The sequence below is a fragment of the Mycobacterium lentiflavum genome (assembly GCF_022374895.2).
In the GTDB taxonomy this organism is placed as follows: Bacteria; Actinomycetota; Actinomycetes; order Mycobacteriales; family Mycobacteriaceae; genus Mycobacterium; species Mycobacterium lentiflavum.
This window is the reverse complement of sequence record NZ_CP092423.2, coordinates 1856745-1879903: the sequence shown is the minus strand read 5'-3', so window position 1 is coordinate 1879903 and position 23159 is coordinate 1856745. Positions and strand designations below refer to the sequence as shown.

Here is a 23159-nt window from a genome sequence, read left to right as displayed (position 1 = left end):
GGGTCATTCTATCCGCCGCCACGACGCCCTGCTGACCAGGCGGCCTGACGGCACACGGCATGCGTCAAGGCCGAAAAACGTTGCCGCGCAGGATCACCAGGTCGGGTTGGGCCAAAACACCGGGGCCGTTGCGGGGGTCTTGCGCGTAGCAGACCAGATCCGCGGACGCTCCATGATCCAAGCCGGGACGGCCCAACCATCGCCGGGCATCCCAGCACGCGGCGCCCAACGCCTTGGTCGGACTCATTCCGACCTTCGTCAGAGCCGCGACCTCGTCGACGATCCGGCCGTGCGCGATCATCGTGCCGGCGTCGCTTCCGGCATAGATCGGCACACCGGCATCCACGGCCGCCGCGATCCGCTCGGGGCAGCGCGCATACAGATCGCGCATGTGCGCGGCGTAGGTCGGGTAGCGCTTCGCGGCGTCGGCGATGCCCGGGAAGTTGTCGAAAATATTGATCAGGGTGGGCACCAGCACGGTGCCGTGCTCGAGCATCAGCTCGATGGTCTCGTCGGTGAGCCCGGTGCCGTGTTCGATGCAGTCGATCCCGGCCTTGATCAGCCCGGGCATCGCCGCATCGCTGAAGACGTGGGCGGTGACGCGGGCACCGTGCGCGTGCGCGGTATCGATCGCCGCCTTGAGCACGTCGTCGGACCACAGCGGCGCGAGATCGCCGACACCGCGGTCGATCCAGTCGCCGACCAGCTTGACCCAGCCGTCCCCGCGCTGGGCTTCGACCGCGACCGCGTCCGGCAGCTGCGATTCGTCTTCGAGTTCTTTCGAGAAACCGGCCTGATAGCGCTTGGGCCGGGCGATGTGCCGTCCGGCCCGGATGATGCGCGGCAGGTCGTCGCGGTCGTCGAGGCTGCGGGTGTCGGTCGGCGAGCCGCAGTCGCGCAGCAGCAACGCGCCGACTTCACGCTCGGCCTCGGCCTGTTCGATCGCTTCGTCGAGGGGGATCTCGCCGTCGTGGCCGAGCCCGACGTGACAGTGCGCGTCGACCAGCCCGGGCAGGATCCAGCCGCCTCCCGCAGCCCCGAAGACGGTCTCGGCCCCGGCGACCCGTTCAATGCTGATGCGACCGTCAACGATCCACAGTTCGACCGGGGCCTCGTCGGGCAGGCCCCGACCCCGCACGTGCATCCGCACCGCGCGGCTACTTTCTGCCCGGGTTGCCTGGGAACTTCAGCTTGGACAGATCGAAGTCCGCCAAACCGGGCGGCAGCTCGTCGAGGCCCTCCGGCATCTGGGACAGATCGGGGAATCCGGCGGGCAGGCCCGGCATCCCCGGCAGGCCAGGGGCTCCGAGCGGGTTGCGGGCCTTCGGTGGCGTCGGACCGCGGCCCCCCTTCTTACCTTTCTTGCCCTTGGCTGCCTTGCCTTTTCGGTTGATGGACTTGCGGCCCATCCCCGGGATGCCCATACCGCCCAGCATGGACGACATCATCTTGCGGGCTTCGAAGAAGCGGTCGACCAGCTGGTTGACCTCGGACACCGTCACGCCCGAACCGTTGGCGATGCGCAGTCGCCGCGAAGCGTTGATGATCTTGGGGTCGGCGCGCTCCTGCGGCGTCATCCCCCGGATGATGGCCTGCAACCGATCGAGCTGGCGGTCGTCGACCTCGGCCAGCGCGTCCTTCATCTGCCCGGCGCCGGGCAGCATGCCCAGCAGGTTGCCGATCGGGCCCATCTTGCGGATCGCCAGCATCTGTTCGAGGAAGTCCTCGAGGGTCAGCTCACCGGACCCGATCTTGGCCGCGGCGGCCTCGGCCTGCTCGGCGTCGAAGACCTGCTCGGCCTGTTCGATCAGGCTGAGCACGTCGCCCATGCCGAGGATGCGGCTGGCCATCCGGTCCGGGTGGAAGACGTCGAAGTCTTCCAGCTTCTCGCCGGTGGACGCGAAAAGGATTGGGACGCCGGTGACCTCGCGGACCGACAACGCGGCACCACCGCGCGCGTCACCGTCGAGCTTGGTCAACACCACGCCGGTGAAGCCGACACCCTCGCGGAACGCTTCGGCGGTGGTGACCGCGTCCTGACCGATCATCGCGTCGAGCACGAAGATCACTTCGTCGGGATCGACGGCGTCGCGGATCGCCGCGGCCTGGCTCATCAGCTCGTCGTCGATACCCAGGCGGCCGGCGGTGTCGACGATCACGACGTCATGGTGCTTGGCGCGGGCTTCGGCGAGCCCGGCCGACGCGACGGCGACCGGGTCACCGGGGCCGGAGCCCGGGGACTCCCCCGGATGCGGCGCGAACACCGGGACGCCGGCGCGCTGACCGACGACCTGCAGCTGGTTCACCGCGGCGGGACGTTGCAGGTCGCAGGCCACCAGCAGCGGCGTGTGCCCCTGGCCGCGCAACCAGGCGGCCAGTTTCCCGGCCAGCGTGGTCTTACCGGAACCCTGCAGGCCGGCGAGCATCACCACGGTCGGCGGTGTTTTCGCAAACGCCAGCTGCCGGGTCTCGCCGCCGAGGATGCCGATCAGTTCTTCGTTGACGATCTTGACGACCTGCTGCGCCGGGTTGAGGGCACCGGACACCTCGGCACCCCGGGCGCGCTCCTTGATCCGCGCGACGAAGGCCCGCACGACGGGAAGCGAGACGTCGGCTTCCAGCAGCGCGAGACGGATTTCGCGCGTGGTGGCATCGATGTCGGCGTCGGTCAGTCGACCTTTGCCGCGCAGCCCGGCTAAGGCACCGGTCAACCGGTCGGAGAGCGATTCAAACACCCCGCCAGCCTAGTGGAGAGTCCGCAGGTGCCCCCACCGGCGCGAACGTTCGCGGGCCGACAACCACAACCTCCGCGAGCGTGAAACTAACTTCACGTTCGACGCCCAACGTGAAACCAACTTCACGCTCGGCGTTCTCGGTGCCGGAACAGGCTCTTGACTGCGTCGTCGACAACGGCAAATGTCAGCTCATGCTCGAGGTCATCGACAAGGGATCGTGCAGCCCGGACCATCCGGTGCCGTTGCTCTTCGTACACGGCGGCTGGCATGGCGCGTGGTGCTGGGACGACCACTTCCTGGACTATTTCGCCGACGCGGGCTATCGCGCGGTGTCGATCAGCTTGCGCGGGCATGGCGCCAGCCCCACCGCGAAGCCCTTGCCCAAGGTTTCGATCGCCGACTACCTCGATGATCTCCGGTCGGTGGCCGACGACCTGGGTGGCCGGCCGGTGCTGATCGGCCATTCGCTGGGCGGTTTCGTGATCCAGCGCTACCTCGAAGAGCACACCGCCCCGGCCGCGGTGCTGCTGGGCTCGGTGCCGCCGACGGGCGTGCTCAGCTTGGCGATACGGGTGTGGCGGCGCCGGCCGTCGATGACCCTGGAGGCCTGGAGCGACCCGACGCTGCTGAAATTCCTGGCCACCCCGGAGCTGACCCGCGAGTACCTCTTCTGCGCCGACACGCCCGAGGCCATCGTCGAATCCTGTAGGCGACGCGCCGGAGCCGAGAGCATTCGCGCCGCCATGACCGATCCAGTGCTCCGCCGCGTCAGGACGCGGCGGGTCAAGACGCCGATCCTGGTCCTCGGTGCGCTGTACGACGGGTTCGTCAGCGTCGACGAGGTGCGCGCCACGGCGCGCGCGTATGCGACCGAGCCGGAGTTCTTCGCGATGGGCCACAACATGATGCTGGAACCGGGCTGGGCCGACGTCGCCGCGCGGATAAATTCATGGCTGCGGACCCGCGATTTAGCGAGCCCTTCACCGCTTTCGGGATAACCTTGCGACGACTCCGTCGAGTCGTTCCAATGCCGAAAAGCGTTGCCATGCTACATTTCACACCCGCCTTCACACCGGTTAGCATCGCGGGCCGGGGCCTAAGACTAGAGCGCGCGACCTGGAAACGGCGCGCGGAGGGGAGTCGTGTCGATGCAGCCGGTCAGCGCGGCGAGCGTTGGAATCGAAACGCGACCGCTGCGAGGCTGGCAGCGCCGCGCGCTGGTGAAGTATGTGGCCGACTCGCCGCGCGACTTCCTGGCCGTGGCCACGCCCGGATCCGGGAAGACGACGTTCGCACTGCGGGTGATCTCCGAACTGCTGAGCAGTCGTGCCGTCGAGCAGATCACCGTGGTGGTGCCCACCGAGCACCTCAAGGTGCAGTGGGCGCAGGCCGCGTTACGGTACGGCATTTTTCTGGATCCGCGATTCTCCAACAGCAGCGCGGCGACTTCGCCGGAGTATCACGGCGTGATGGTCACCTACGCCCAGGTCGCCTCCCATCCGACACTGCACCGGGTGCGCACCGAGCAGCGCAAGACGCTGGTCGTCTTCGACGAGATCCACCACGGTGGTGACGCCAAGACCTGGGGTGACGCCATCCGCGAAGCCTTCAGCGACGCGACACGCCGACTTGCCTTGACGGGCACCCCGTTTCGCAGCGACGACAGCCCGATCCCGTTCGTCACCTACGAATCGGGCGCCGACGGGATTCGCCGTTCGCAGGCCGACCACACCTACGGCTACGCCGAAGCCCTCGCCGACGGGGTAGTGCGCCCGGTGGTGTTCCTCGCCTACTCCGGTCAAGCGCGCTGGCGCGACAACGCCGGCGAGGAACACGAGGCGCGCCTGGGCGAGCCGCTGTCGGCCGAGCAGACCGCGCGGGCATGGCGCACCGCGCTGGACCCGGCCGGCGAATGGATGCCCGCGGTGATCACCGCCGCGGATCAGCGGCTGCGCCAGCTGCGCACCCAGGTGCCCGACGCCGGGGGCATGATCATCGCGTCGGACCAGACCGCGGCTCGGGCATATGCGACCCTGCTGGCGAGGCTGACCGGCGAAGTGCCGACGCTGGTGCTCTCCGACGATCCCGGATCGTCGCAGCGGATCTCCGAGTTCGCCGAAAGCACCTCACGCTGGCTGGTCGCGGTGCGGATGGTCTCCGAAGGTGTCGACGTTCCCCGGCTGTCGGTCGGGATCTACGCCACCAGCGCCTCTACGCCGCTGTTCTTCGCCCAGGCCATCGGGCGCTTCGTGCGGTCGCGTCGCCCGGGCGAGACCGCGAGCATCTTCGTGCCGTCGGTGCCCAACTTGCTGATGTTGGCCAGTGAGTTGGAAGCCGAGCGTAATCACGTGCTCGGAGAACCGCACCGCGAATCGCTCGACGATCCCCTGCTCGCCGATCCCGCCGTCGCGGAGCAGAACGAAAAGACGGACCTGGAAAAGGGTTTCACGTCGCTCGGCGCCGACGCCGAACTGGATCAGGTCATCTTCGACGGGTCCTCGTTCGGCACCGCCGCCGCGGCGGGAAGCGACGAGGAGGCCGACTACCTGGGCATCCCGGGGTTGCTCGACGCCACCCAGATGCGGGCGCTGCTGCATCGCCGCCAGGACGAGCAGCTGCAGAAACGGGCCCACCGGCAAAAGCAAGCCGGGCAACCCGCACCGGCACCCTCGGGGCCGGGGCCCATGCACGGCCAGCTGCGCGAGCTGCGCCGCGAACTCAACAGTCTGGTGTCGGTCGCCCATCACCGCACCGGCAAGCCGCACGGCTGGATCCACAACGAACTGCGCCGCCGCTGCGGCGGGCCGCCGATCGCCGCGGCGACCCGCGATCAGCTCAAGGACCGCATTGTGGCACTGCGCCAACTGAATTCGGAGCTGGCGTAGTTCACTCGGTGACGGGCTCTTCGACCACCGCGTCCGCGGAGGCGCCCAGCGCCGCCAGCAATTGCTTCTCCACTTCGGCGCGGGCAGCCGTGCTCTGGTCGCCGTCTGCAGCGTCACCCGGCATGGTCACACAGAACACGTCGGCGGCCGTCGATCCGAACGTATTGACTTTCGCCCAAGCGATATCCGCGCCCGCCCGCTCGAGCGCCTGCGCCAGCAACGCGAGTAGCCCGAGCCGGTCCATGGCGCGCACCTCGACGACGAGGTGCGCGGCCGCCGCGGCGTCGAGCCACAGAATGCGAGGCGGGGCCGTGGACCGGGTCAGCGGCGCCCCCGCCTGAATCTCCCCGGCGCGGGCCATCGCCGAGTTGGCGGCATCGGTGTCGCGCTTTTCCAGCGCGCCAAGGACATCGACGTCGCCACCCAGCGCGCCGACGAACTGCTGACGCAGCAGGCCCGTTTCGGGCGGCGAACCGAACAGCGGTGACACCACGAACTCGGCGATCCCGACACCCTCGCGAGTGGTGACCGTCGCGGAATGGATCCGCAGCGAATTCAGCGCCAGCACCGCGGCGGCCTTCGACACCAGTCCCCGCTTGTCCGGTGCGACCATCACCGCGTGGAGGCGTTCGGACTGCCCCGAGTTGATCTCCACGTGTACCCCGTGGCTGGCGGCCAGCGAAAGATAGTGTGGCGCAGTCGGTTCGGCTTCCGGCAGCGGCTCACCGGCCATCGCCAACCGGCAGCGGCGCACCAGGTCCTCCACCAGCGAGGCTTTCCAGTCGCTCCACACCCCCGGCCCGGTGGCCTTCGAGTCGGCCTCGGCGAGCGCGTGCAGCAGCTCGAGCAGTTGCAGATCCCCGCCCAACGCCTCCGTCACGGACGCAATGGTTTTCGGATCGTTGAGGTCGCTTCGGGTGGCAGTGATGGGCAGCAGCAGATGATGGCGGACCATGCCCGCCAGCGTCTCGATGTCCCGGGGTTCCAGCCCCAGCCGCTCGCCGATGGGGGGCACCAAATCCGCCCCGAACACACAGTGGTCGACGCCGCGGCCCTTGCCGATGTCGTGCAGCAGCGCGCCGAGCGCGAGCAGGTCCGATCGCGCCACACGAGTGGTCAACGGTGCCGCATTGACGGCGGTCTCGACGATATGGCGGTCCACCGTCCACACATGGGAGACATCGCGTGGCGGAAGGTCGCGCACCGCGTCCCATTCGGGAAAGAGCTTGCTCCACAAGCCGGTACGGTCCAGCGCCTCGATCGTGCTGACCATCGTGGGGCCGGCCAACAGCACCACCAGCAGGTCGTCCAGCGCCTCCCGCGGCCACGGTGTCGGCAAGTCGGGGACGCTGGCGGCCAGCCGGCTCAACGTGGCCGCCCCGATAGGCAGGCCCGTGTCGGCCGACGCGGCTGCCACCCGGAGCACAAGTCCGGCGTCGGTTTGGGGTTGGGCCTCGCGGGCCAGCACGATTTCGCCGTCGTACTCGACCACGCCCTCGTCCAGAGGTCGACGCTTCGGGCGTCGGACCAAAGCAGTGATGCCACGGCGCGGCAGCGCGTTTTGCGCGGTCCGCAGTCCGGTTTCGGCGTGGTACGCGATCGTGCGACTTGCGTCGGAAAGCATGCGCGCCAAGCTAAATCGATCACCCATGTAGAGGGCTGCGCTGATCTCATCGGCGAACTGAGCCAGTAGCTGGTCGCGTCCGCGGCCCGACACCCGATGCAGTTCGGTGCGCACGTCAAGCAGCGTCAGATACGCGTCGTCGAGTGAACCGCCCGGGATCTCCGGGCGACTCATGCCGTGGCGGTCGATCAGTTGAGCGACGCCCAGCGCGTCCAGCAATTGGACGTCGCGCAGGCCGCCGCGGCCCGATTTCAGATCGGGCTCGGCACGTTGCGCGATCCGGCCACAGCGCAGCCAGCGAGCGTTGGTCATCTCGACCAGCTCGTCCATCCGAGAGCGAATTGCGGTGCGCCACTGCTTTCTTGCACCGGCGATCAACTCATCGGACAACGCGGGATCACCGGCGATGTGGCGCGCGTCCAACAGGCCCAGGGCGGCGATCATATCGCCGTTGGCGACACCGAGTGTTCCGGATACCGTGCGCACGCTGTGGTCGAGCCGAACGTTGGCGTCCCACAACGGATACCACAGCCCGTCGGCGACACGCTGCAGCACGTCGTCAGACACGTTGTCGTGCAACAACATCAAGTCGAGGTCGGAATAAGGGAGCAGTTCGCGCCGGCCCAGGCCGCCGACGCCGACGAGCGCAAAGCCACTGGTATCCGTGATCCCGAGTTCGGCGGACTTGGCCGCCAGCCACGACTCATGCAATTCCAGCCAGGCGTGCCGCAGTTCGGCGGCGTGCAGGGTGCTGCCCTCAGACAGCAGCGTACGCCGCGCAGCGGCTAAATCGCTTGCACCAGAAGCGATTTCTGTCTGCGCGGCGTTCGCTCCAGATTCCCGGTCGGGCTCGGTCGGTTTCATAACCTCCCGGCCCGCCCGGGCTGGAACCTCAGCTTGCGGCTAGTGTCATATCGCATCGGTCCCGCGCTCACCGGTGCGCACTCGCACAATGGTTTCCACGGGACTGACCCAGACCTTGCCATCACCGATCTTGCCAGTGCGGGCCGCCCGGACGATGCTGTCCACGACCTTGTCGACGATGGAATCGTCGACAACGACCTCGATCCGAACCTTCGGCACGAAATCGACCGAGTATTCAGCACCGCGGTAAACCTCGGTGTGCCCCTTCTGGCGGCCGTAACCCTGGACTTCGCTGACGGTCAGCCCCAGGACGCCCGCGTCTTCGAGGCTGGTCTTCACGTCATCGAGGGTGAACGGCTTCACGATCGCGGTGATCAGCTTCATGATTATTCCGCCTCCACTTTCTCGGCCACTGCGACGTCCAGTCCGTTAGAGCTGTCCGGCAGGGTGGCACGGGGAAGGACTGACGACGTGGCCACGGCGAAATCGTATCCGCTCTCCGCATGCTCGGCCTCATCGATGCCGGAAGCTTCCGCTTCAGGATTCAGCCGCAGCCCGATGGTGTACTTCAGGATCAACGCCAGGATAATCGTCACGGCGAACGAGTAGAACATCACGCTGAACGCGCCGACCGCCTGCCGTTCCAGCTGATCCCAGCCGCCACCGTAGAACAATCCCTTGGATACGCCGGTGACGCCGTTGATCGCCACGCTCTCCGGTGCGGCCAGCAGGCCCACCAGCAGCGTGCCCGCCAATCCGCCCACCAGGTGCACACCGACCACGTCGAGCGAGTCGTCGAAGCCCAACTTGAACTTCAGCCCGACCGCCAGCGCACACAGCACGCCGGCCACCAGACCGATGATCAGCGCCCCCAGGGCATTCACCGACGAACACGACGGGGTGATCGCGACCAGTCCGGCGACGATGCCCGACGCCGCTCCCAGCGTCGTGGCGTGTCCGTCACGGATGCGCTCGGTGAGCAACCAGGCCAGCATCGCGGTAGCCGTCGCGATCGTGGTGGTCATGAAGGTCGACCCGGCGGCACCGTTGGAGCTGGTGGCCGACCCGGCGTTGAAGCCGTACCAGCCGAACCACAGCAGGCCGGCGCCGAGCATCACGAACGGCAGGTTGTGCGGGCGGAACAGCGTCGTGGGCCAGCCTTTGCGCTTGCCCAGGATCAACGCGAGGGCCAGACCCGCAGCACCGGAGTTGATATGGACCGCGGTCCCACCGGCGAAGTCGATCGCGTGCAGCTTGTTGGCGATCCAGCCACCCTTCTCGGCGGCGAAGCCGTCGAACGCGAAGACCCAGTGCGCGACCGGGAAGTAGACCAGCGTCGCCCACAGACCGGAGAAGACCAGCCAGGCACTGAACTTGAGGCGGTCGGACACCGCGCCCGAGATCAGGGCGACGGTGATGATCGCGAACATCAGCTGGAATGCCACGAACACGGTCGCCGGCAGGGTGCCAGCCAACGGAATGTCGGTCGCAGCAACGCCCTTGGTGGGGTCGGCGGCCACGGCGTTACCGCCGATCAGGCCCTTCAGCCCGAAGTATTCCGTCGGGTTTCCCATGACGTTGCCAACGTCAGTGCCAAACGAGACTGAATAGCCATATAACACCCACAGCACCGTCACCACGCCCATGGCGCTGATGCTCATCATCAGCATGTTGAGCACACTTCTGGCGCGCACCATGCCGCCATAGAAGAACGCCAAACCTGGCGTCATCAACAGCACCAGCGCTGAACTCGCCAGCATCCATGCGGTATCGCCGGTATTGGGCTGGCCCATTACTGGGAAACTCACTCGCTATCACCTCCGGTCGGCCCTGAACGGGTCATCAGACATGTGCCCGATGACCTGATCCAGAACCTTGCGCAATGGTTGTTTCCGAGTTGGGGCCACCATGTTTCGGCGTCATTAACGAAACGGCCCTCGTGTAAGGGGTTTCAGCCGAGCAGGGCGTCCACGAATGCGGCGGCCTCGAACGGCGCCAAATCGTCGGGGCCTTCACCGAGGCCGACCAGTTTCACCGGCACGCCGAGCTCTTGCTGCACCCGGAAAACGATGCCGCCCTTGGCCGTTCCGTCCAGCTTGGTCAGCACCGCGCCGGTGATGTCGACGACCTCGGCGAAAACCTTCGCCTGGGCCAGGCCGTTCTGCCCGATCGTGGCGTCGAGAACCAGCAACACCTCGTCGACGGCGGCACGCCGGCTCACTACGCGTTTGACCTTGTCCAGCTCGTCCATCAGGCCGACTTTGGTGTGCAGCCGGCCCGCGGTGTCGATCAGCACGACGTCGGCGCCCGTCTTGATGCCCTTGTCGACGGCGTCGAAGGCCACCGCCGCCGGGTCGGAGCCCTCGGCTCCGCGCACCACTTCGGCGCCCACCCGAGACGCCCAGGTCTGCAGCTGATCGGCGGCCGCGGCCCGGAAGGTGTCGGCGGCGCCCAGCACGACGCGCCGCCCGTCGGCCACCAACACCCGTGCGAGTTTGCCGACCGTGGTGGTTTTGCCGGTGCCGTTGACGCCGACGACCAACAGCACCGAGGGGTGGTCGTCGTGCGGCAGCGCCCGGATCGAGCGATCCATCTCGGGTTTCAGCTCCGTGATCAGCACGTCGCGCAGCACCGCCCGGGCGTCGGCCTCGGTGCGAACGGTGCTGCTGGCCAGGCGGCTGCGCAGCTGCGAGACCACTGATTCGGTGACGACGGGGCCCAGGTCGGCGATCAGCAGGGTGTCCTCGACGTCCTGCCAGGAGTCTTCGTCCAGGTCGCCGCCGCCGAGCAGGCCCAGCATGCTGCGCCCGAGCGCGTTCTGGGACCGGGACAGCCGGCCGCGCAAGCGTTCCAGCCGCCCCTCGGTCGGTGCTATCTCCTCGATCTCGGCCGCCGCGGGGGCTGGCGGCTCGGGCGCCGGCGGTGCCTCCGGTGCGACGGGCGGCTCGGGAGCCGGCGGCGGCGTGACGGTCTCGGGTTCGGCCGCCGGGGCCGGCAGGTGGACGTCGGAGATCGGGCGCCGCGGCGCATCGCGCGGGATGGTCGCGTCGTCGCCCACCGCGGGCAGCCCGGTGGTGTCGATCCGGTCTTCGGTCGATGTCGCGCCCTGAGTGAAGGTGATCCCCGACGCTGCGGTGTAGCCACCGGAACGGTCCAGTGCGCTCGGCTCGGGCCGGGTCAGGCTGATCCGCCGGCGGCGGTACCGGGTCAGTCCCAGGACCAGCGCTGCGATGACAACCAGGGCGGCTAACACGCCTAAGACGGCGATGGCGATCCAAAGACCTTGCGACACGCTGACATTGTTTCAGGGGCCCACCGCGCAGCTGACGGCGGCAGCCGCCGGCCTGCTCAGCCGACGGCGCTTAAGAAGAAGCAGTGGCGAGCTGCTGGACCTCTTGTCCACGCATGCGCTGCGAGATCACCGCGGTGATGCCGTCGCCCTGCATGGTGACGCCGTACAGCGCATCGGCGACCTCCATGGTCGGCTTCTGGTGGGTGATGATCAGCAGCTGCGAGCGTGCCCGCAGCAGCTCGAACAGCGAGATCAGGCGGCGCAGGTTGGTGTCGTCGAGCGCGGCCTCGACCTCGTCCATGATGTAAAACGGCGACGGACGGGCGCGAAAGATCGCCACCAGCATCGCGACGGCGGTCAGCGCCTTCTCGCCACCGGACAGCAAAGACAGCCGGGTGATCTTCTTGCCGGGCGGACGCGCTTCCACCTCGATGCCGGTGGTGAGCATGTCGTCCGGGTTGGTCAGCCGCAGCCGGCCCTCGCCGCCGGGGAACAGCACGGTGAAGACTTCCTGGAACTCGCGCTCGACGTCGACGAACGCCTCGCTGAACACCTGCAGGATGCGGGCGTCGACGTCGGCGACCACGTCGAGCAGGTCCTTGCGGGCCGCCTTGACGTCCTCGAGCTGGGTGGACAGGAAGTTGTAGCGCTCCTCGAGCGCAGCGAACTCTTCCAGCGCCAGCGGGTTGACCCGGCCCAATTCGGCCAGTTCCCGCTCGGCGCGTTTGGCGCGGCGCTCCTGGGTGGGCCGGTCGTACGGTATCGGCGCGGGCGCGGTGACCTGCTCGCCGCGCTCGCGGGCCAGCTCGAACTCGGCCATCTCCAGCTCGGAGGGCGGCAGCGCGATTTCCGGCCCGTACTCGGCGATCAAATCCGCCGGGCTCATGCCGAACTGCTCGAGCACCATTTGTTCGAGCTGCTCGATGCGCAGCGCCGCCTGGGCGTTGGCCACCTCGTCGCGGTGCAGCGAGTCGGTCAGCGTGGCCACCCGGGTGCCCAGCATGTGCACCTCGTTGCGCACCGCCGCCATCGCCGTCGACCGCGCCTCGCGTTCGGCGACCATCGCGTCGCGGATCTGCGATGCGGCGGCCACCACCCGGTTCAGCCGCTGCGCGAGCAGGCGGCCGGCGTCAGCCACCGCCGCGGCCACCGCGGCCGCCCGCAATCGCGCCGCGTGTGCCTGCTGGGCGCGCACCCGCGCCTCGCGCTCCGCGGCGGCCGCGCGGCGCAACGAATCGGCCCGGCCGCGCACGGCGTTGGCCCGTTCCTCGGCGGTGCGCACCGTGAGCCGGGCCTCCACCTCGATCCCGCGGGCGGCGTCGGCCGCGGCGGCGATCCGCTGACGATCGACGGAGTCTTCCGCGGGAGCAAGCTGGCTGGCCTGGGCGTTGCGCAGCCGGGTTTCGAGCTCGGTGACCTCTTCGACGGTCTGGGCGCGTCCGGCCTCCAGCTCCTCGCGCTGGCGCAGCAGCCGGTTCCACTCTTCCTCGGCGGTGCGGGCGTCCTGCCCGAGGCGGCCCAGCTGCTCGTACATCGCCGAGATCTCGGTGTCGGACTCGTTGAGCGCGGCCAGCGCCTGCTCGGCGGAGTCCTGCCGCCCGCGCTGCTCGGTCAAGGCGCCGGAGAGGGCGGCCGACAGCTGCGCCACCTGCGACTCCGCGACGACCAGCTCGCTGCTGGCCTTGTCGATCTCCGAGGTGAGCTCCAGGGTGGACGGCTTGCGGTCCGAACCGCCGCTCACCCAGCCACGGCCGACCAGGTCGCCGTCGAGCGTGACCGCGCGCAGCTGCGGACGGCCCGCGACCAGATCCAGGGCCGCGCCCAGGTCGTTGACCACCGCAACGCCGGACAGCATGGCGATCATCGCTCCGCGCAGCCGCTGCGGGGTGTCGACCAGGTCGAGCGCCCACCGGGCACCGTCGGGCAGCGGCGGCGGTTCGGGATCGCTTTCTGGGCTCGGCCAGTCGCCCAGGACCAGGGCCGCGCGGCCGCCGTCGGCCTGCTTCAGCGCGGCGACCGCCGAACGGGCGGCGCCGAAGTTTTCGGCGGCCAGCGCGTCCGCCGCGGACCCGAGCACCGCGGCCAGGGCCGTTTCATACCCGGAACGGACCTTGACCAGCTTCGCGACGGGTCCGAAAAGTCCTGCGCCACTGTGGTTTTGGGTGAGCCACGCTGCGCCGTCCTTGCGCTCGAGGCCGACCGAGAGCGCATCGATGCGGGCCTGTAGCGACGCCACCCGGCGCTCGGCTTCGCGCTCGCTGGCCTGCAGCTCGGCGACGCGCTCGTCGGCCAGCCGCAGCGCGGCCACCGTCCGCTCGTGGTGTTCGTCCAGGCCGACCTCGCCCTGGTCGAGTTCGCCGACGCGGCTCTGCACGGTTTCGAACTCCGCACGGGCCTGCTGCGCGCGGGCGGCGCCGTGTTCGATGCGCTCGGACAGCCGCGCGACGCTGTCGTCGATCGATTCGACCCGGGCCCGCATCGTCTCGACCTGACCGGCCAGCCGGGCCAGGCCCTCGCGGCGGTCGGCCTCGGCCCGCACGGCGGCCAAATGTGCCCGGTCGGCCTCGGCGGCTTCGCGTTCCCGCTCGGACAACTCGGCGCGGGCCGCCTCCAGCCGGGTCCGGGCGGCGTCCAGCTCGGCCAGCAGCTCGCGCTCGGCGGCCGCGACCTGCTCGGCCTCGGCGTCCAGCGCGTCCGGGTCGGTGTCGCTGGTCGCCACGGGCTCGAGATCCAGGTGCTGGGCGCGCTCGCTGGCGATGCGCACCGTGGCGCTCACCCGCTCGGCCAACGCGGACAGCGCGAACCAGGTGTGCTGGACCGACTCGGCGCGCACCGACAGCTCTGCCAGCGCGGTTTCGTGCGCGGTCAGCTCCTCAGAAGCCAGGGCCAGGCGGCCGGCGGCCTCGTCGTGCTCGCGGCGCATGGTGGCCTCGGCCTCCAAGATCGCGTCGCGCTGCACCTGCCGGTTGACCAGGTCGTCGGCGGCCAGCCGCAGCCGCGCGTCGCGCAGGTCGGCCTGGATGGTCGCCGCGCGACGGGCCACCTCGGCCTGGCGGCCCAGCGGTTTGAGTTGACGCCGCAGCTCGGTGGTCAGGTCGGTGAGCCGCGCCAGGTTGGCCTGCATCGCGTCGAGCTTGCGCAGGGCCTTTTCCTTGCGCTTGCGGTGCTTGAGCACACCCGCGGCTTCTTCGATGAACGCGCGGCGGTCCTCGGGCCGCGACTGCAGGATCTCGTCGAGCTTGCCCTGGCCCACGATCACGTGCATCTCGCGGCCGATGCCGGAGTCGCTCAGCAGCTCCTGAACATCCATCAAACGGCAACTGGTGCCGTTGATTTCGTATTCGCTGGCGCCGTCGCGGAACATCCGCCGGGTGATCGACACCTCGGAATACTCGATCGGCAGCGCGTTGTCGGCGTTGTCGATCGTGACGGTGACTTCGGCACGGCCCAGCGGGGCTCGCGACGAGGTGCCGGCGAAGATGACGTCTTCCATTTTTCCGCCGCGCAGCGTCTTGGCGCCCTGCTCCCCCATCACCCACGCCAGGGCGTCGACCACGTTGGATTTGCCGGAACCGTTGGGCCCGACGACGGCGGTGATGCCCGGCTCGAAGCGCAGAGTCGTCGGCGAAGCGAAGGACTTGAAGCCCTTCAGCGTCAGACTCTTGAGGTACACGGCGAGCCAGACTACCGCTCAAATCGCCCGACTCGGCGTCACCGAGGGGTGTCGGCTCGCTTGAAATACACCCGTTGTTCACACTCTGACGCACTGGCCACAGTGGCCACTTCAGTCACTGAAAGCGAGGCCGTCTAGCCGCCAGCGTCACGCTAGCGTGACCGTCGCGGTCCGGTGCCACGCCAGTGTGACGCTCGGTGGTGTGGTCGCCCTTACCGCTCGACGAATCCGTCGAATTGCTCCTGCGGCTGCGACCAGTCGGCGACGACCTTGTCGACGCGACCGGGCCGCGGCGGCCAGCAATGACCGCCGTTAAGCAGGTCCAGCAGTTTCTCGGCCGCCTCCCGCGGCCCCTGGGCGACGACCAGGACGCGGCCGTCGGGCTGGTTGGCGGCGTAGCCGGTCAGGCCCAGCTCGAGCGCCCGGCAGCGAGTCCACCAGCGAAAACCCACCCCCTGGACCATGCCGTGCACCCAGGCGGTGAGCCGGACGTCAGGACCCGGCATTGCCAGTCTCAGAAGCGATCTCGAACCTGACGGTGGTGCCCGCCTTGAGGGTGCGCCCGACGGTGCAGACCAGGTCGATCGCGCGGTTCACCACCACCAGCAGGCGCTCCCTGTCGTCCGCGGACAGTCCCGACAGGTCCAGTTCCAGGGTTTCGGAGAGCAGCGGATAGACCTCTTCCTCGCGGTCGGCGTCGCCGGACACCCGGATCACCGCGTGGTAGTCGTCGCCGAGCCGGCGGGCCAGCGGCTGGTCGCTGGACATCCCGCTGCATGCGGCGAGCGCGATCTTGAGCAGCTCGCCGGGGGTGAACACGCCGTCGACGTCCTCGGAGCCGACGAGAACCTGGGCACCCCGCGAGCTATGGCCCGTGTAGCGGCGTGTCCCGGTGCGTTCGACCCACAGTTCCGTCATGGCTCATTTCTACCGGGGACGGGCGAATACCCACTCAGCGGACTATCAACGACAGCAGCTTCTTGCCGAAAGACATTGAAGCCGAATCGTTTTCGGACGAGACAACCACCTGATCGTCGACGCGTCGGCGCAGTTCGCGCTCGAGCGCGTCGCGCAGCGTGGCCGATGCGCCCGGGCATCCGTCACAGGCGCCGGCCATCCGCACCGTCACGTGGTGGTCGACCACCGAGACCAGCTCGATCGATCCGCCGTGCGAGGCGGCCAGCGCACCCACCGCCCCGGCCAGCAGTTCCGTCACAGCGGCTGTTAAAGCGCCTGCGGTAACGGGTGTTTCGTCCACCGTCCAGCCCGCCGGATCCTGCAGCGCGCCGCTGAGCGCCTCGCGAATGTCGTCGCCCAGTTCACGCCAGTTGCCGGCGGCCCCGAGCGTGATCAGGATGCCGACGCCGCTCACCACGATTTCGTCGATCACGCGGGCGTGCAGCAGGGCGCCCAGCCGGCCCGGGGCGACGCGGACCGTGCCGCGGGCGGGGAGTTGCTCGGCCGCGACCACCCAGCGCAGCTGGCGCGGATCGTCGGTGGCAGTGGCGTGCAGCGGAATCATGCGCCCAGCGCTATCGCGGCCGACCGGGCGGCGAACGCCATCAGCCAGGCCAGAACGAACATGTAGGACCACGCGATCGCGGGCCATCGCCACGAGTTGGTCTCGCGGCGCATCACCGCAACGGTCGACATACATTGCAGCGCATAGATGAAGTACGCCATCAGCGCGATGACCGTCGGCGCGGTGAACACCTTGTGGCCTTCGTCGTCGGTCAAGGAGACCAGCGCTTCGTGCGGATCGTCGGGGCTCTCGGCCGCCGCGACCTGGCCCAGGGTGGACACGAAAACTTCGCGCGCCGACATCGAACCGAGCAGGGCGATGTTGACGTGCCAATCGAATCCGAGCGGCTTGAACACCGGCCCGACCGCCTTGCCGAGGTCGGCGGCCAGGCTGTGATCCATCACGTAGGCGGTCGCGTCGGTCGGCGACATCTTGGCGGTCTCGGCCTCGCGCGCCGGCAGATTGAGCAGCACCCACAGCACCACCGACGTGCCCAGGATGATGGTTCCGGCCTTGCGCAAGAACATCTTCGCCGAATCCCACATCGTGATCAGCACGTTCTTGGGCGACGGGAAGCGGTACGGCGGAAGCTCCATCGTGAACGGGAGCAGATCGCTGCGCAGGATCGTCGATTTGAACACCGCGGCGGCGATCAACGCGGAGGTGCCGCCACAAACATAGAGCGCGAACATCGCGACGCCCTGCGCGCTCAACCCGCCCCAGTGCGTCTTCGGGGAAACCAGTATGCCGACCAACAGAGTGAACACCGGAAGACGCGCCGAGCAGGTCATCAACGGCGCCGTGATGATGGTGGCGATCCGGTCTTTCGACGACGGCAGCGTCCGGGTGGCCATGATCCCCGGGATGGCGCAGGCGAACGACGAGAGCATCGCGACGAAGGCGCGGCCTTCCAACCCTGTGGAGGCCATCACCCTGTCCATCAGGAACGCGGCGCGCGCCATGTACCCGACATTCTCCAGCAGCGCGATCAGCAGGAACAACAACACGATCTGCGGGATAAACTGCAGCACCGTTCCGACGCCGCCGATCAGCCCCTGGCCGAGCAGCCCACGCACGACGTAGTTGCCGACGTGGTTGCTGACCAATGTGCCCAATGAGTTGAGCCAGTCGCCCACCTGATCCTGCAGGGGCGCGGCGACGGTGAAGACGACCTGGAAGAAGCAGAACATCACCGCGAAGAAGATCACCGTCCCCCACAGCGGGTGCAGCACCACGGCGTCGATTCGGCGTGTCCGCCGATCCGGCTGTGGCGCATGGTAATACGCCGCATCCAGCACCGACTTGCCCCAGCCGTCGATGGCATCGTCATCGCCCGGCGGCAGGAGCGGGGGCCGAAGCCAGCGGTCGAAGCACGCCAGTTGGGCCCGCAGGGTATCGATGCCCACTCCACGGTTGGCCACCACCGCGACCACCGGGACACCCAGCGCCGTCGCCAGCGCGTCGACGGAGATGCCGCCGCCGCGCGCGGTCAGCTCGTCGGTCATGGTCAGCGCCACCAGGCACGGCAGGTCAAGCCGCAGCACCTGAGCCAGCAGAATCACCGAGCGGTGCAGCGTGGTGGCGTCGGCGACGATGACGATCGCGTCGGGCGGGCCGTCGCCGTACACCTGTCCGCCCAACAAGTCGGAAACCACCTGCTCGTCCGGGCTGATCGGGTCGAGGCTGTAGGTACCGGGCAGGTCCTCGATGGCAACCTCGACGCCGTCGACCTTGGTGATGCCGACGCTGCGCCCGACGGTGACGCCCGGGTAGTTGCCGGTCTTGGCCCGCAATCCGGTCAGGTGATTGAACACCGAAGTCTTGCCCGCGTTGGGGCTTCCCACCAGGGCGATCCGTGCCTTGCCCGCGACGGCGACCCCGGAACCGCCTTCTTCGTGGCACGACGTCATGCGTCGGTCCCGGGGGTGACCTCGATCAACTGCGCCTCGCGCCGGCGCAGGCATAGTTCGGTGTCCTGAACCCGGTAGATGGTCGGGTCGCCCAGCGGTGCCCGGCGGATCACCTGCACGTCGGAGGAGGGCCGAAATCCCAGCTGGCGCAGGCGGCCCGCCACCACGCCGGAGGCCGCCGGCGTCACGCCCAGGATCGTGGCCCGCTCGCCCGGCGACAGCTGCGCCAGCACGGTCGGCGAACCCGCAATACGGTCCGCATCTAGCGCCGAATCGCGCATTGCCCGCCCCAACACCGGAGGTTCATCATTCCGGTAAGGATAACCTCACGATGCTGAGGATAGCCTCAGCTTTGCGCGAGAAATCCTAACGGCGTGGCCGGGGCTGACACCGCGGACAGTAGAACGAAGAGCGGTTCATGAACTTTTCGCGGCGGATCACCGCGCCGCAGCGCCGGCAGCTTTTGCCTTCACGTCCATAGGCATCCAGCGACCGGTCGAAGTAGCCCGATTCGCCGTTGACGTTGACATACAGCGAATCGAACGAGGTCCCGCCCTTGGCGAGCGCCTCGCCCATCACCTCCGCGGCGGCCTCCAGCACGGCCGTCAGCTGGCGGCGGGTCAGCGTGTCCGCCACCCGGGCACCATGAACTTTGGCCCGCCACAACGCTTCATCGGCATAGATATTGCCGATGCCGGACACCACCTGCTGATCCAGCAGCTGGCGTTTGATTTCGGAATGCTTGCCCCGCAACACTTTTACGACGGCATCGGTGTCGAACCGGGGATCCAGCGGGTCCCGCGCCAGGTGCGCGACGGGCTGCGGCACCACGCTGCCGTCGGTTTCTATGAGTTCGGCCAGCATCCAGCCACCGAAGGTCCGCTGGTCGGCGAAGCTCAGCACGGTGCCGTCGTCGAGCAGCGCGGAGATCCGGACGTGGTCGGCCCGCGGCACCCTGCCGAGCAGCATCTGCCCGCTCATGCCGAGGTGAACGACCAGCGCGACATCACCGTCGAGCAGCAGCCACAAGTACTTGCCGCGCCGGTCGGTGCCCTCGATCCGCGCGTCGAGCAGCCGGGCCGTCAAGTCGGCGGGCCCGGCCTCGTGGCGGCGCACCGCGCGGGGGTGGTGCACCCGCACCGCGGTGATCGTCTTGCCCACTACATGGGCCTGCAAGCCGCGGCGGACCACCTCGACCTCGGGCAGTTCAGGCATCTAGTGCAGCTCGGGCATCTAGACGGGCGTTTTCCCCGCGGTGTCCAACGCTTCCAGCGTTTTCCAGGTCGCGGCGGCCGCCTTCTGCTCGGCTTCCTTCTTCGACCGGCCGACACCCGACCCGTATTCGGTCTCCATCACGACGACCACGGCGGTGAACTCCTTGTCGTGGTCTGGGCCGGTGGAGGTGACCAGGTAGGACGGCGCGCCCATGCCGCGCGCCGCGGTGAGCTCTTGCAGGCTGGTCTTCCAGTCCAGTCCGGCGCCCAGCGTCGGCGCGGCGTCGAGCAGCGCACCGAACAACCGCAGGATCACCTCGCGTGCGGTTTCGATGCCGTGTGCCAAGTAGATCGCGCCGAGCAGCGACTCCATGCCGTCGGCCAGGATGCTCGACTTGTCGGCCCCACCGGTGTTCGCTTCGCCGCGGCCCAGCAGCAGGTGCACGCCCAGCCCGCCTTCGCACAGGTGCCGCCCGACATCGGCCAGCGCCTGGGTGTTGACGACACTGGCGCGCAGTTTGGCCAGGTCGCCTTCGGAACGGTCGGGATGACGGTGGTAGAGCTCGTCGGTGACGGTCAGGCCCAGCACGGCGTCGCCGAGAAACTCCAGCCGCTCGTTGGTCGGCAGTCCGCCATGCTCGTAGGCGTAGCTGCGGTGGGTCAACGCCAACGACAGCAGCTCCTCGGGCAGGCCGACCCCGAGCGCGTCGAGCAGTGGTTGCCGCGAGGTCACCGGTCACCTCGCGAGGCGTCGGAGTCCGCGGCGTCGTCGGAGAGCATGTCCACCAGCTTGGCCCACCGCGGATCGATGGTGTCGTGGTGGTGGCTGGGGTCGTTGGCCAGCAGCACGCCGCATTCCGGGCACAACCCGGGACAATCCGGTCGGCATACCGGTGCAAACGGAAGGTCGAGTGCGACGGCATCGATGATCGCCTGCTCGAGGTCGACGCGGTCGTCGACGACCCGGCCGACCTCGTCTTCCTCGGTGGTCGCCTCGGTGGTGCTGTCCGGGTAGGCGAACAGTTCGGTCAAGCCAACCTGCACGTTCCCGCGCACCTCGGTCAGGCACCGCGAGCACTCGCCGACCGTCGGCCCCGACACGGTCCCGGTGACAAGCACGCCTTCCGACACCGATTCGACCCGTAGATCCATGTCCAGCGGAGCGCCCTGCGGGATCGCGATCATGTCCAATCCGATGCGCAACGGGCTGGGCACGGTGTGACGTAGCGTCACCATCGATCCCGGTCGTCGCCCGAGCCGGGTGACGTCCACCGTCATCGGCGAAGCCGGATGATGCTGCGCAGTCATGCTGTGTTCGCGCGCCATGGCAAAAATCTTACGGCGCCGTCCCGGTGCTCCGGGCGGCACTGCGACCATTCGCCCAGGTGGCCACGCTCGGGCAGGCCGAGTGTGGTGGTGCCCCTACCGGGTCGCGTAGTCGTGCGTGCCGGCGGCGGTACGGAGTTGGTGGCGACCACGCCCCACCGAACGAAGCGTGCCGTTGAGGAATTCCTCGAACTCGGCCAGCTTGTTGTCGACATAGATGTCGCACTCACCGCGCAGCCGGTCGGCCTCGGCATGTGCGGTGTCGATCAGGCGGGTCGACTCCGCGTTGGCCGCCTGCACGACCTCGTTCTGCGAGACCAGGCGTTGCTGCTCCTTGATGCCCTCTTGCACGGCCTTCTCGTAGGAGATGTTGCCGTTCTCGATCAGTCGGTCGGCTTCGGCCTGGGCACGGCTGACGCTGGCCTCGTACTCCCGCTTGGCCGCCGTGGCGATGCGCATCGCTTCCTCGCGGGCTTCGCCCACCATCCGCTCGCTGTGCTGGCGCGCCTCGTTGACCATCCGGTCGGCCTGCGCCTTGGCGTCGGACAGCAGCCGGTCCGCCTCGGCGCGGGAGTGGTTCAGCATCGACTCCGACTCGGTGGTCGCCGAGGAAACCATGGATTCGGCGTGCGCCTTGGCGTCGGACAGCATCGAATCGCGGGCATCGAGCACGTCCTGGGCGTCGTCCAGCTCGCCGGGGATCGCGTCTTTGATGTCGTCGATCAGCTCCAGCACGTCACCGCGAGGCACCACACAGCCCGCCGTCATCGGCACGCCGCGGGCTTCTTCGACAATGGCGCCCAATTCATCAAGCGCTTCAAAGACTCGGTACACGGCCATGCCCTCCTGGCTTCCGGAAAACCATCGTTGTTACCAGTGTGCCTGGTGTTACCTCTGTGACGGCGGTGGCGACACCGGTGTGTCGGGCATTGGCCATCCGGCTTGCCGCGACCGGGCGCGTGCCGCGGCCCTGCGGCAGCCGCATCGGTCGCCGGAATTGCGACCCGGGTGGCAATCACCCCACGAAATGGATTCTTCCAGGATTTCCGCGGCACCGCTCGCGCAGGTCGGCAATGCCTGGCGTCACCCGCCAGGGCGATCGCACGGCAGCGGCCGGGCGAACAACCGCCCCGCGATACGCTGAGCCGGTGAACGCGCCGCCGCCGACGTTATTCATATTTCCGCATGCCGGCGGATCCGCGACCTATTACGTGCCCTTCGCCAAGGCGTTCTCGGCGGATATCAAACGGGTCGCCGTGCAATACCCGAGCCGGCGCGACCGCGGGCTGACCGAACTCGCCAGCATTCCCGAGTTTGCCGACGAAATCTTCAACATGATGGCGCCGGCCGCCAAAGCCGGAGGTCAGGTGTCATTTTTCGGACACAGCATGGGCGGACTGGCTGCGTTCGAGGTGGCCCTGAGATTCCAATCGGCCGGACACCCCATCAGCGCGCTGTTCATATCGTCCTGCGCGGCGCCGGGCCACATCCGATACAAGGAATTGCAGGGATCCGACCACGAGATATTGAGCCTGGTCGCCCAGGTCACCGAGACGAATCCCGAGCATCTGGCAAATCACGAATTCGCCTCGAGCATCCTGCCCACATTGCAAAGCGTCCGGACCATTGCGGCCTATACCCGGCCCCCGGAGATAAAACTGTCATGCCCGATCCACGCATTCGTCGCTGATGACGACCTCATCGTGGCAGAGGAGAACATGACGGCCTGGGCCGATCGCACCACCGAGGAGTTTTCCATTCGGGTGTTCCCCGGGGACCATTTCTACCTCAATGCCCATTTGCCGGAGCTGGTGAAGGACATCGAGGAAGTCATCCTGCACTCCGCCCGCGAAAGTTAGCTGGGCGCGCAGTCGCCGGCCGGCCCGCATTCACCCCGGATCGGTCACACTCACGCATTCGCCGCACGCCGGTCGACGCCGGGCCGAGAGCGGCACAGACCCGCGACGCGCGGCCGGGCTGTGCGGTCGACCGCCGCCACCCCTCCATCCCGTGGCAGGCGAGATCGTTGCTGGTGAAAATGGTGCGCAGGTCCCAGAACGCGACATCCCGGCGATCTCGGTGAGCAGGTGAGATTCATCTCACCCTGACCCCAA

Annotated in this window: 19 protein-coding genes; 3 read left to right on the top strand and 16 right to left on the bottom strand. The window is 68.2% G+C overall.

What is annotated here, in order from left to right:
• Nucleotides 1-64 precede the first annotated feature (64 nt).
• The gene (locus MJO58_RS08935) at nucleotides 65-1144 is read right to left on the bottom strand and encodes a metal-dependent hydrolase family protein (protein ID WP_239723203.1); all 1080 of its coding nucleotides are present in this window, start codon (nucleotides 1142-1144) and stop codon (nucleotides 65-67) included.
• Between the two features lie 13 nt (nucleotides 1145-1157).
• On the bottom strand, nucleotides 1158-2735 hold the full coding sequence (ffh, locus tag MJO58_RS08930; protein WP_239722627.1) for a signal recognition particle protein: 1578 nt from the start codon (nucleotides 2733-2735) through the stop codon (nucleotides 1158-1160).
• 191 nt (nucleotides 2736-2926) lie between these two features.
• Here ffh and MJO58_RS08925 point away from each other — a divergent pair, with 191 nt between their 5' ends.
• Together MJO58_RS08925 and MJO58_RS08920 are read left to right on the top strand one after the other, a co-directional pair.
• On the top strand, nucleotides 2927-3733 hold the full coding sequence (locus MJO58_RS08925; protein WP_090608677.1) for an alpha/beta hydrolase: 807 nt from the start codon (nucleotides 2927-2929) through the stop codon (nucleotides 3731-3733).
• Between the two features lie 150 nt (nucleotides 3734-3883).
• The gene (locus MJO58_RS08920; protein WP_239723202.1) at nucleotides 3884-5620 is read left to right on the top strand and encodes a DEAD/DEAH box helicase; all 1737 of its coding nucleotides are present in this window, start codon (nucleotides 3884-3886) and stop codon (nucleotides 5618-5620) included.
• A 1-nt stretch (nucleotide 5621) separates the two neighbouring features.
• Here the strand turns inward: MJO58_RS08920 and MJO58_RS08915 are convergent, their stop codons facing one another.
• From MJO58_RS08915 to sepIVA, 14 genes are all read right to left on the bottom strand, one after another.
• Nucleotides 5622-8108 (bottom strand): [protein-PII] uridylyltransferase, encoded by a 2487-nt coding sequence (locus MJO58_RS08915; protein WP_090601156.1) that lies wholly within the window; start codon nucleotides 8106-8108, stop codon nucleotides 5622-5624.
• Between the two features lie 45 nt (nucleotides 8109-8153).
• Complete coding sequence (glnB, locus tag MJO58_RS08910) at nucleotides 8154-8492, bottom strand: nitrogen regulatory protein P-II (protein ID WP_090601155.1); 339 nt, start codon at nucleotides 8490-8492, stop codon at nucleotides 8154-8156.
• A 2-nt stretch (nucleotides 8493-8494) separates the two neighbouring features.
• A complete protein-coding gene (locus MJO58_RS08905) occupies nucleotides 8495-9901 on the bottom strand; it encodes an ammonium transporter (RefSeq protein ID WP_090601154.1) in 1407 nt (468 codons plus the stop codon).
• Between the two features lie 158 nt (nucleotides 9902-10059).
• Nucleotides 10060-11400 carry a signal recognition particle-docking protein FtsY gene (gene ftsY / locus MJO58_RS08900; RefSeq protein WP_239722626.1) on the bottom strand — a complete coding sequence of 447 codons (1341 nt, stop codon included), beginning with the start codon at nucleotides 11398-11400 and terminating at the stop codon, nucleotides 10060-10062.
• 70 nt (nucleotides 11401-11470) lie between these two features.
• Nucleotides 11471-15073, bottom strand: a complete 3603-nt coding sequence (smc, locus tag MJO58_RS08895) for a chromosome segregation protein SMC (protein WP_239722625.1) — start codon at nucleotides 15071-15073, stop codon at nucleotides 11471-11473.
• A gap of 212 nt (nucleotides 15074-15285) precedes the next feature.
• Nucleotides 15286-15579, bottom strand: coding sequence for an acylphosphatase (locus tag MJO58_RS08890; RefSeq protein ID WP_239722624.1), 294 nt, complete (start codon nucleotides 15577-15579; stop codon nucleotides 15286-15288).
• A complete protein-coding gene (locus tag MJO58_RS08885) occupies nucleotides 15566-15991 on the bottom strand; it encodes an OsmC family protein (RefSeq protein WP_090601150.1) in 426 nt (141 codons plus the stop codon). Before MJO58_RS08885 ends, MJO58_RS08890 begins: the two co-directional genes overlap by 14 nt.
• A gap of 34 nt (nucleotides 15992-16025) precedes the next feature.
• Nucleotides 16026-16595, bottom strand: a complete 570-nt coding sequence (locus MJO58_RS08880) for a NifU family protein (RefSeq protein ID WP_239722623.1) — start codon at nucleotides 16593-16595, stop codon at nucleotides 16026-16028.
• Nucleotides 16592-18505 (bottom strand): ferrous iron transporter B, encoded by a 1914-nt coding sequence (feoB, locus tag MJO58_RS08875; protein WP_239722622.1) that lies wholly within the window; start codon nucleotides 18503-18505, stop codon nucleotides 16592-16594. Before feoB ends, MJO58_RS08880 begins: the two co-directional genes overlap by 4 nt.
• Nucleotides 18502-18786, bottom strand: coding sequence for a FeoA family protein (locus MJO58_RS08870; RefSeq protein WP_090601147.1), 285 nt, complete (start codon nucleotides 18784-18786; stop codon nucleotides 18502-18504). The genes feoB and MJO58_RS08870 overlap by 4 nt, the downstream gene beginning before the upstream one ends.
• 85 nt (nucleotides 18787-18871) lie before the next feature.
• Nucleotides 18872-19720, bottom strand: coding sequence for a DNA-formamidopyrimidine glycosylase (mutM, locus tag MJO58_RS08865; protein WP_239722621.1), 849 nt, complete (start codon nucleotides 19718-19720; stop codon nucleotides 18872-18874).
• 18 nt (nucleotides 19721-19738) lie between these two features.
• Nucleotides 19739-20452, bottom strand: a complete 714-nt coding sequence (rnc, locus tag MJO58_RS08860; RefSeq protein WP_090601145.1) for a ribonuclease III — start codon at nucleotides 20450-20452, stop codon at nucleotides 19739-19741.
• Nucleotides 20449-21045: a YceD family protein gene (locus MJO58_RS08855; protein WP_217493114.1), complete on the bottom strand. Its 597-nt coding sequence runs from the start codon at nucleotides 21043-21045 to the stop codon at nucleotides 20449-20451. Before MJO58_RS08855 ends, rnc begins: the two co-directional genes overlap by 4 nt.
• Nucleotides 21046-21141: 96 nt before the next feature.
• Entirely contained in the window at nucleotides 21142-21879 is a 738-nt protein-coding gene (gene sepIVA, locus MJO58_RS08850; RefSeq protein ID WP_090608671.1) for a cell division protein SepIVA, read from the bottom strand.
• Between the two features lie 239 nt (nucleotides 21880-22118).
• On the opposite strand from sepIVA, the gene MJO58_RS08845 reads away from it, so the two are divergent.
• Nucleotides 22119-22904, top strand: coding sequence for a thioesterase II family protein (locus MJO58_RS08845; RefSeq protein ID WP_434086320.1), 786 nt, complete (start codon nucleotides 22119-22121; stop codon nucleotides 22902-22904).
• Nucleotides 22905-23159: the final 255 nt, after the last annotated feature.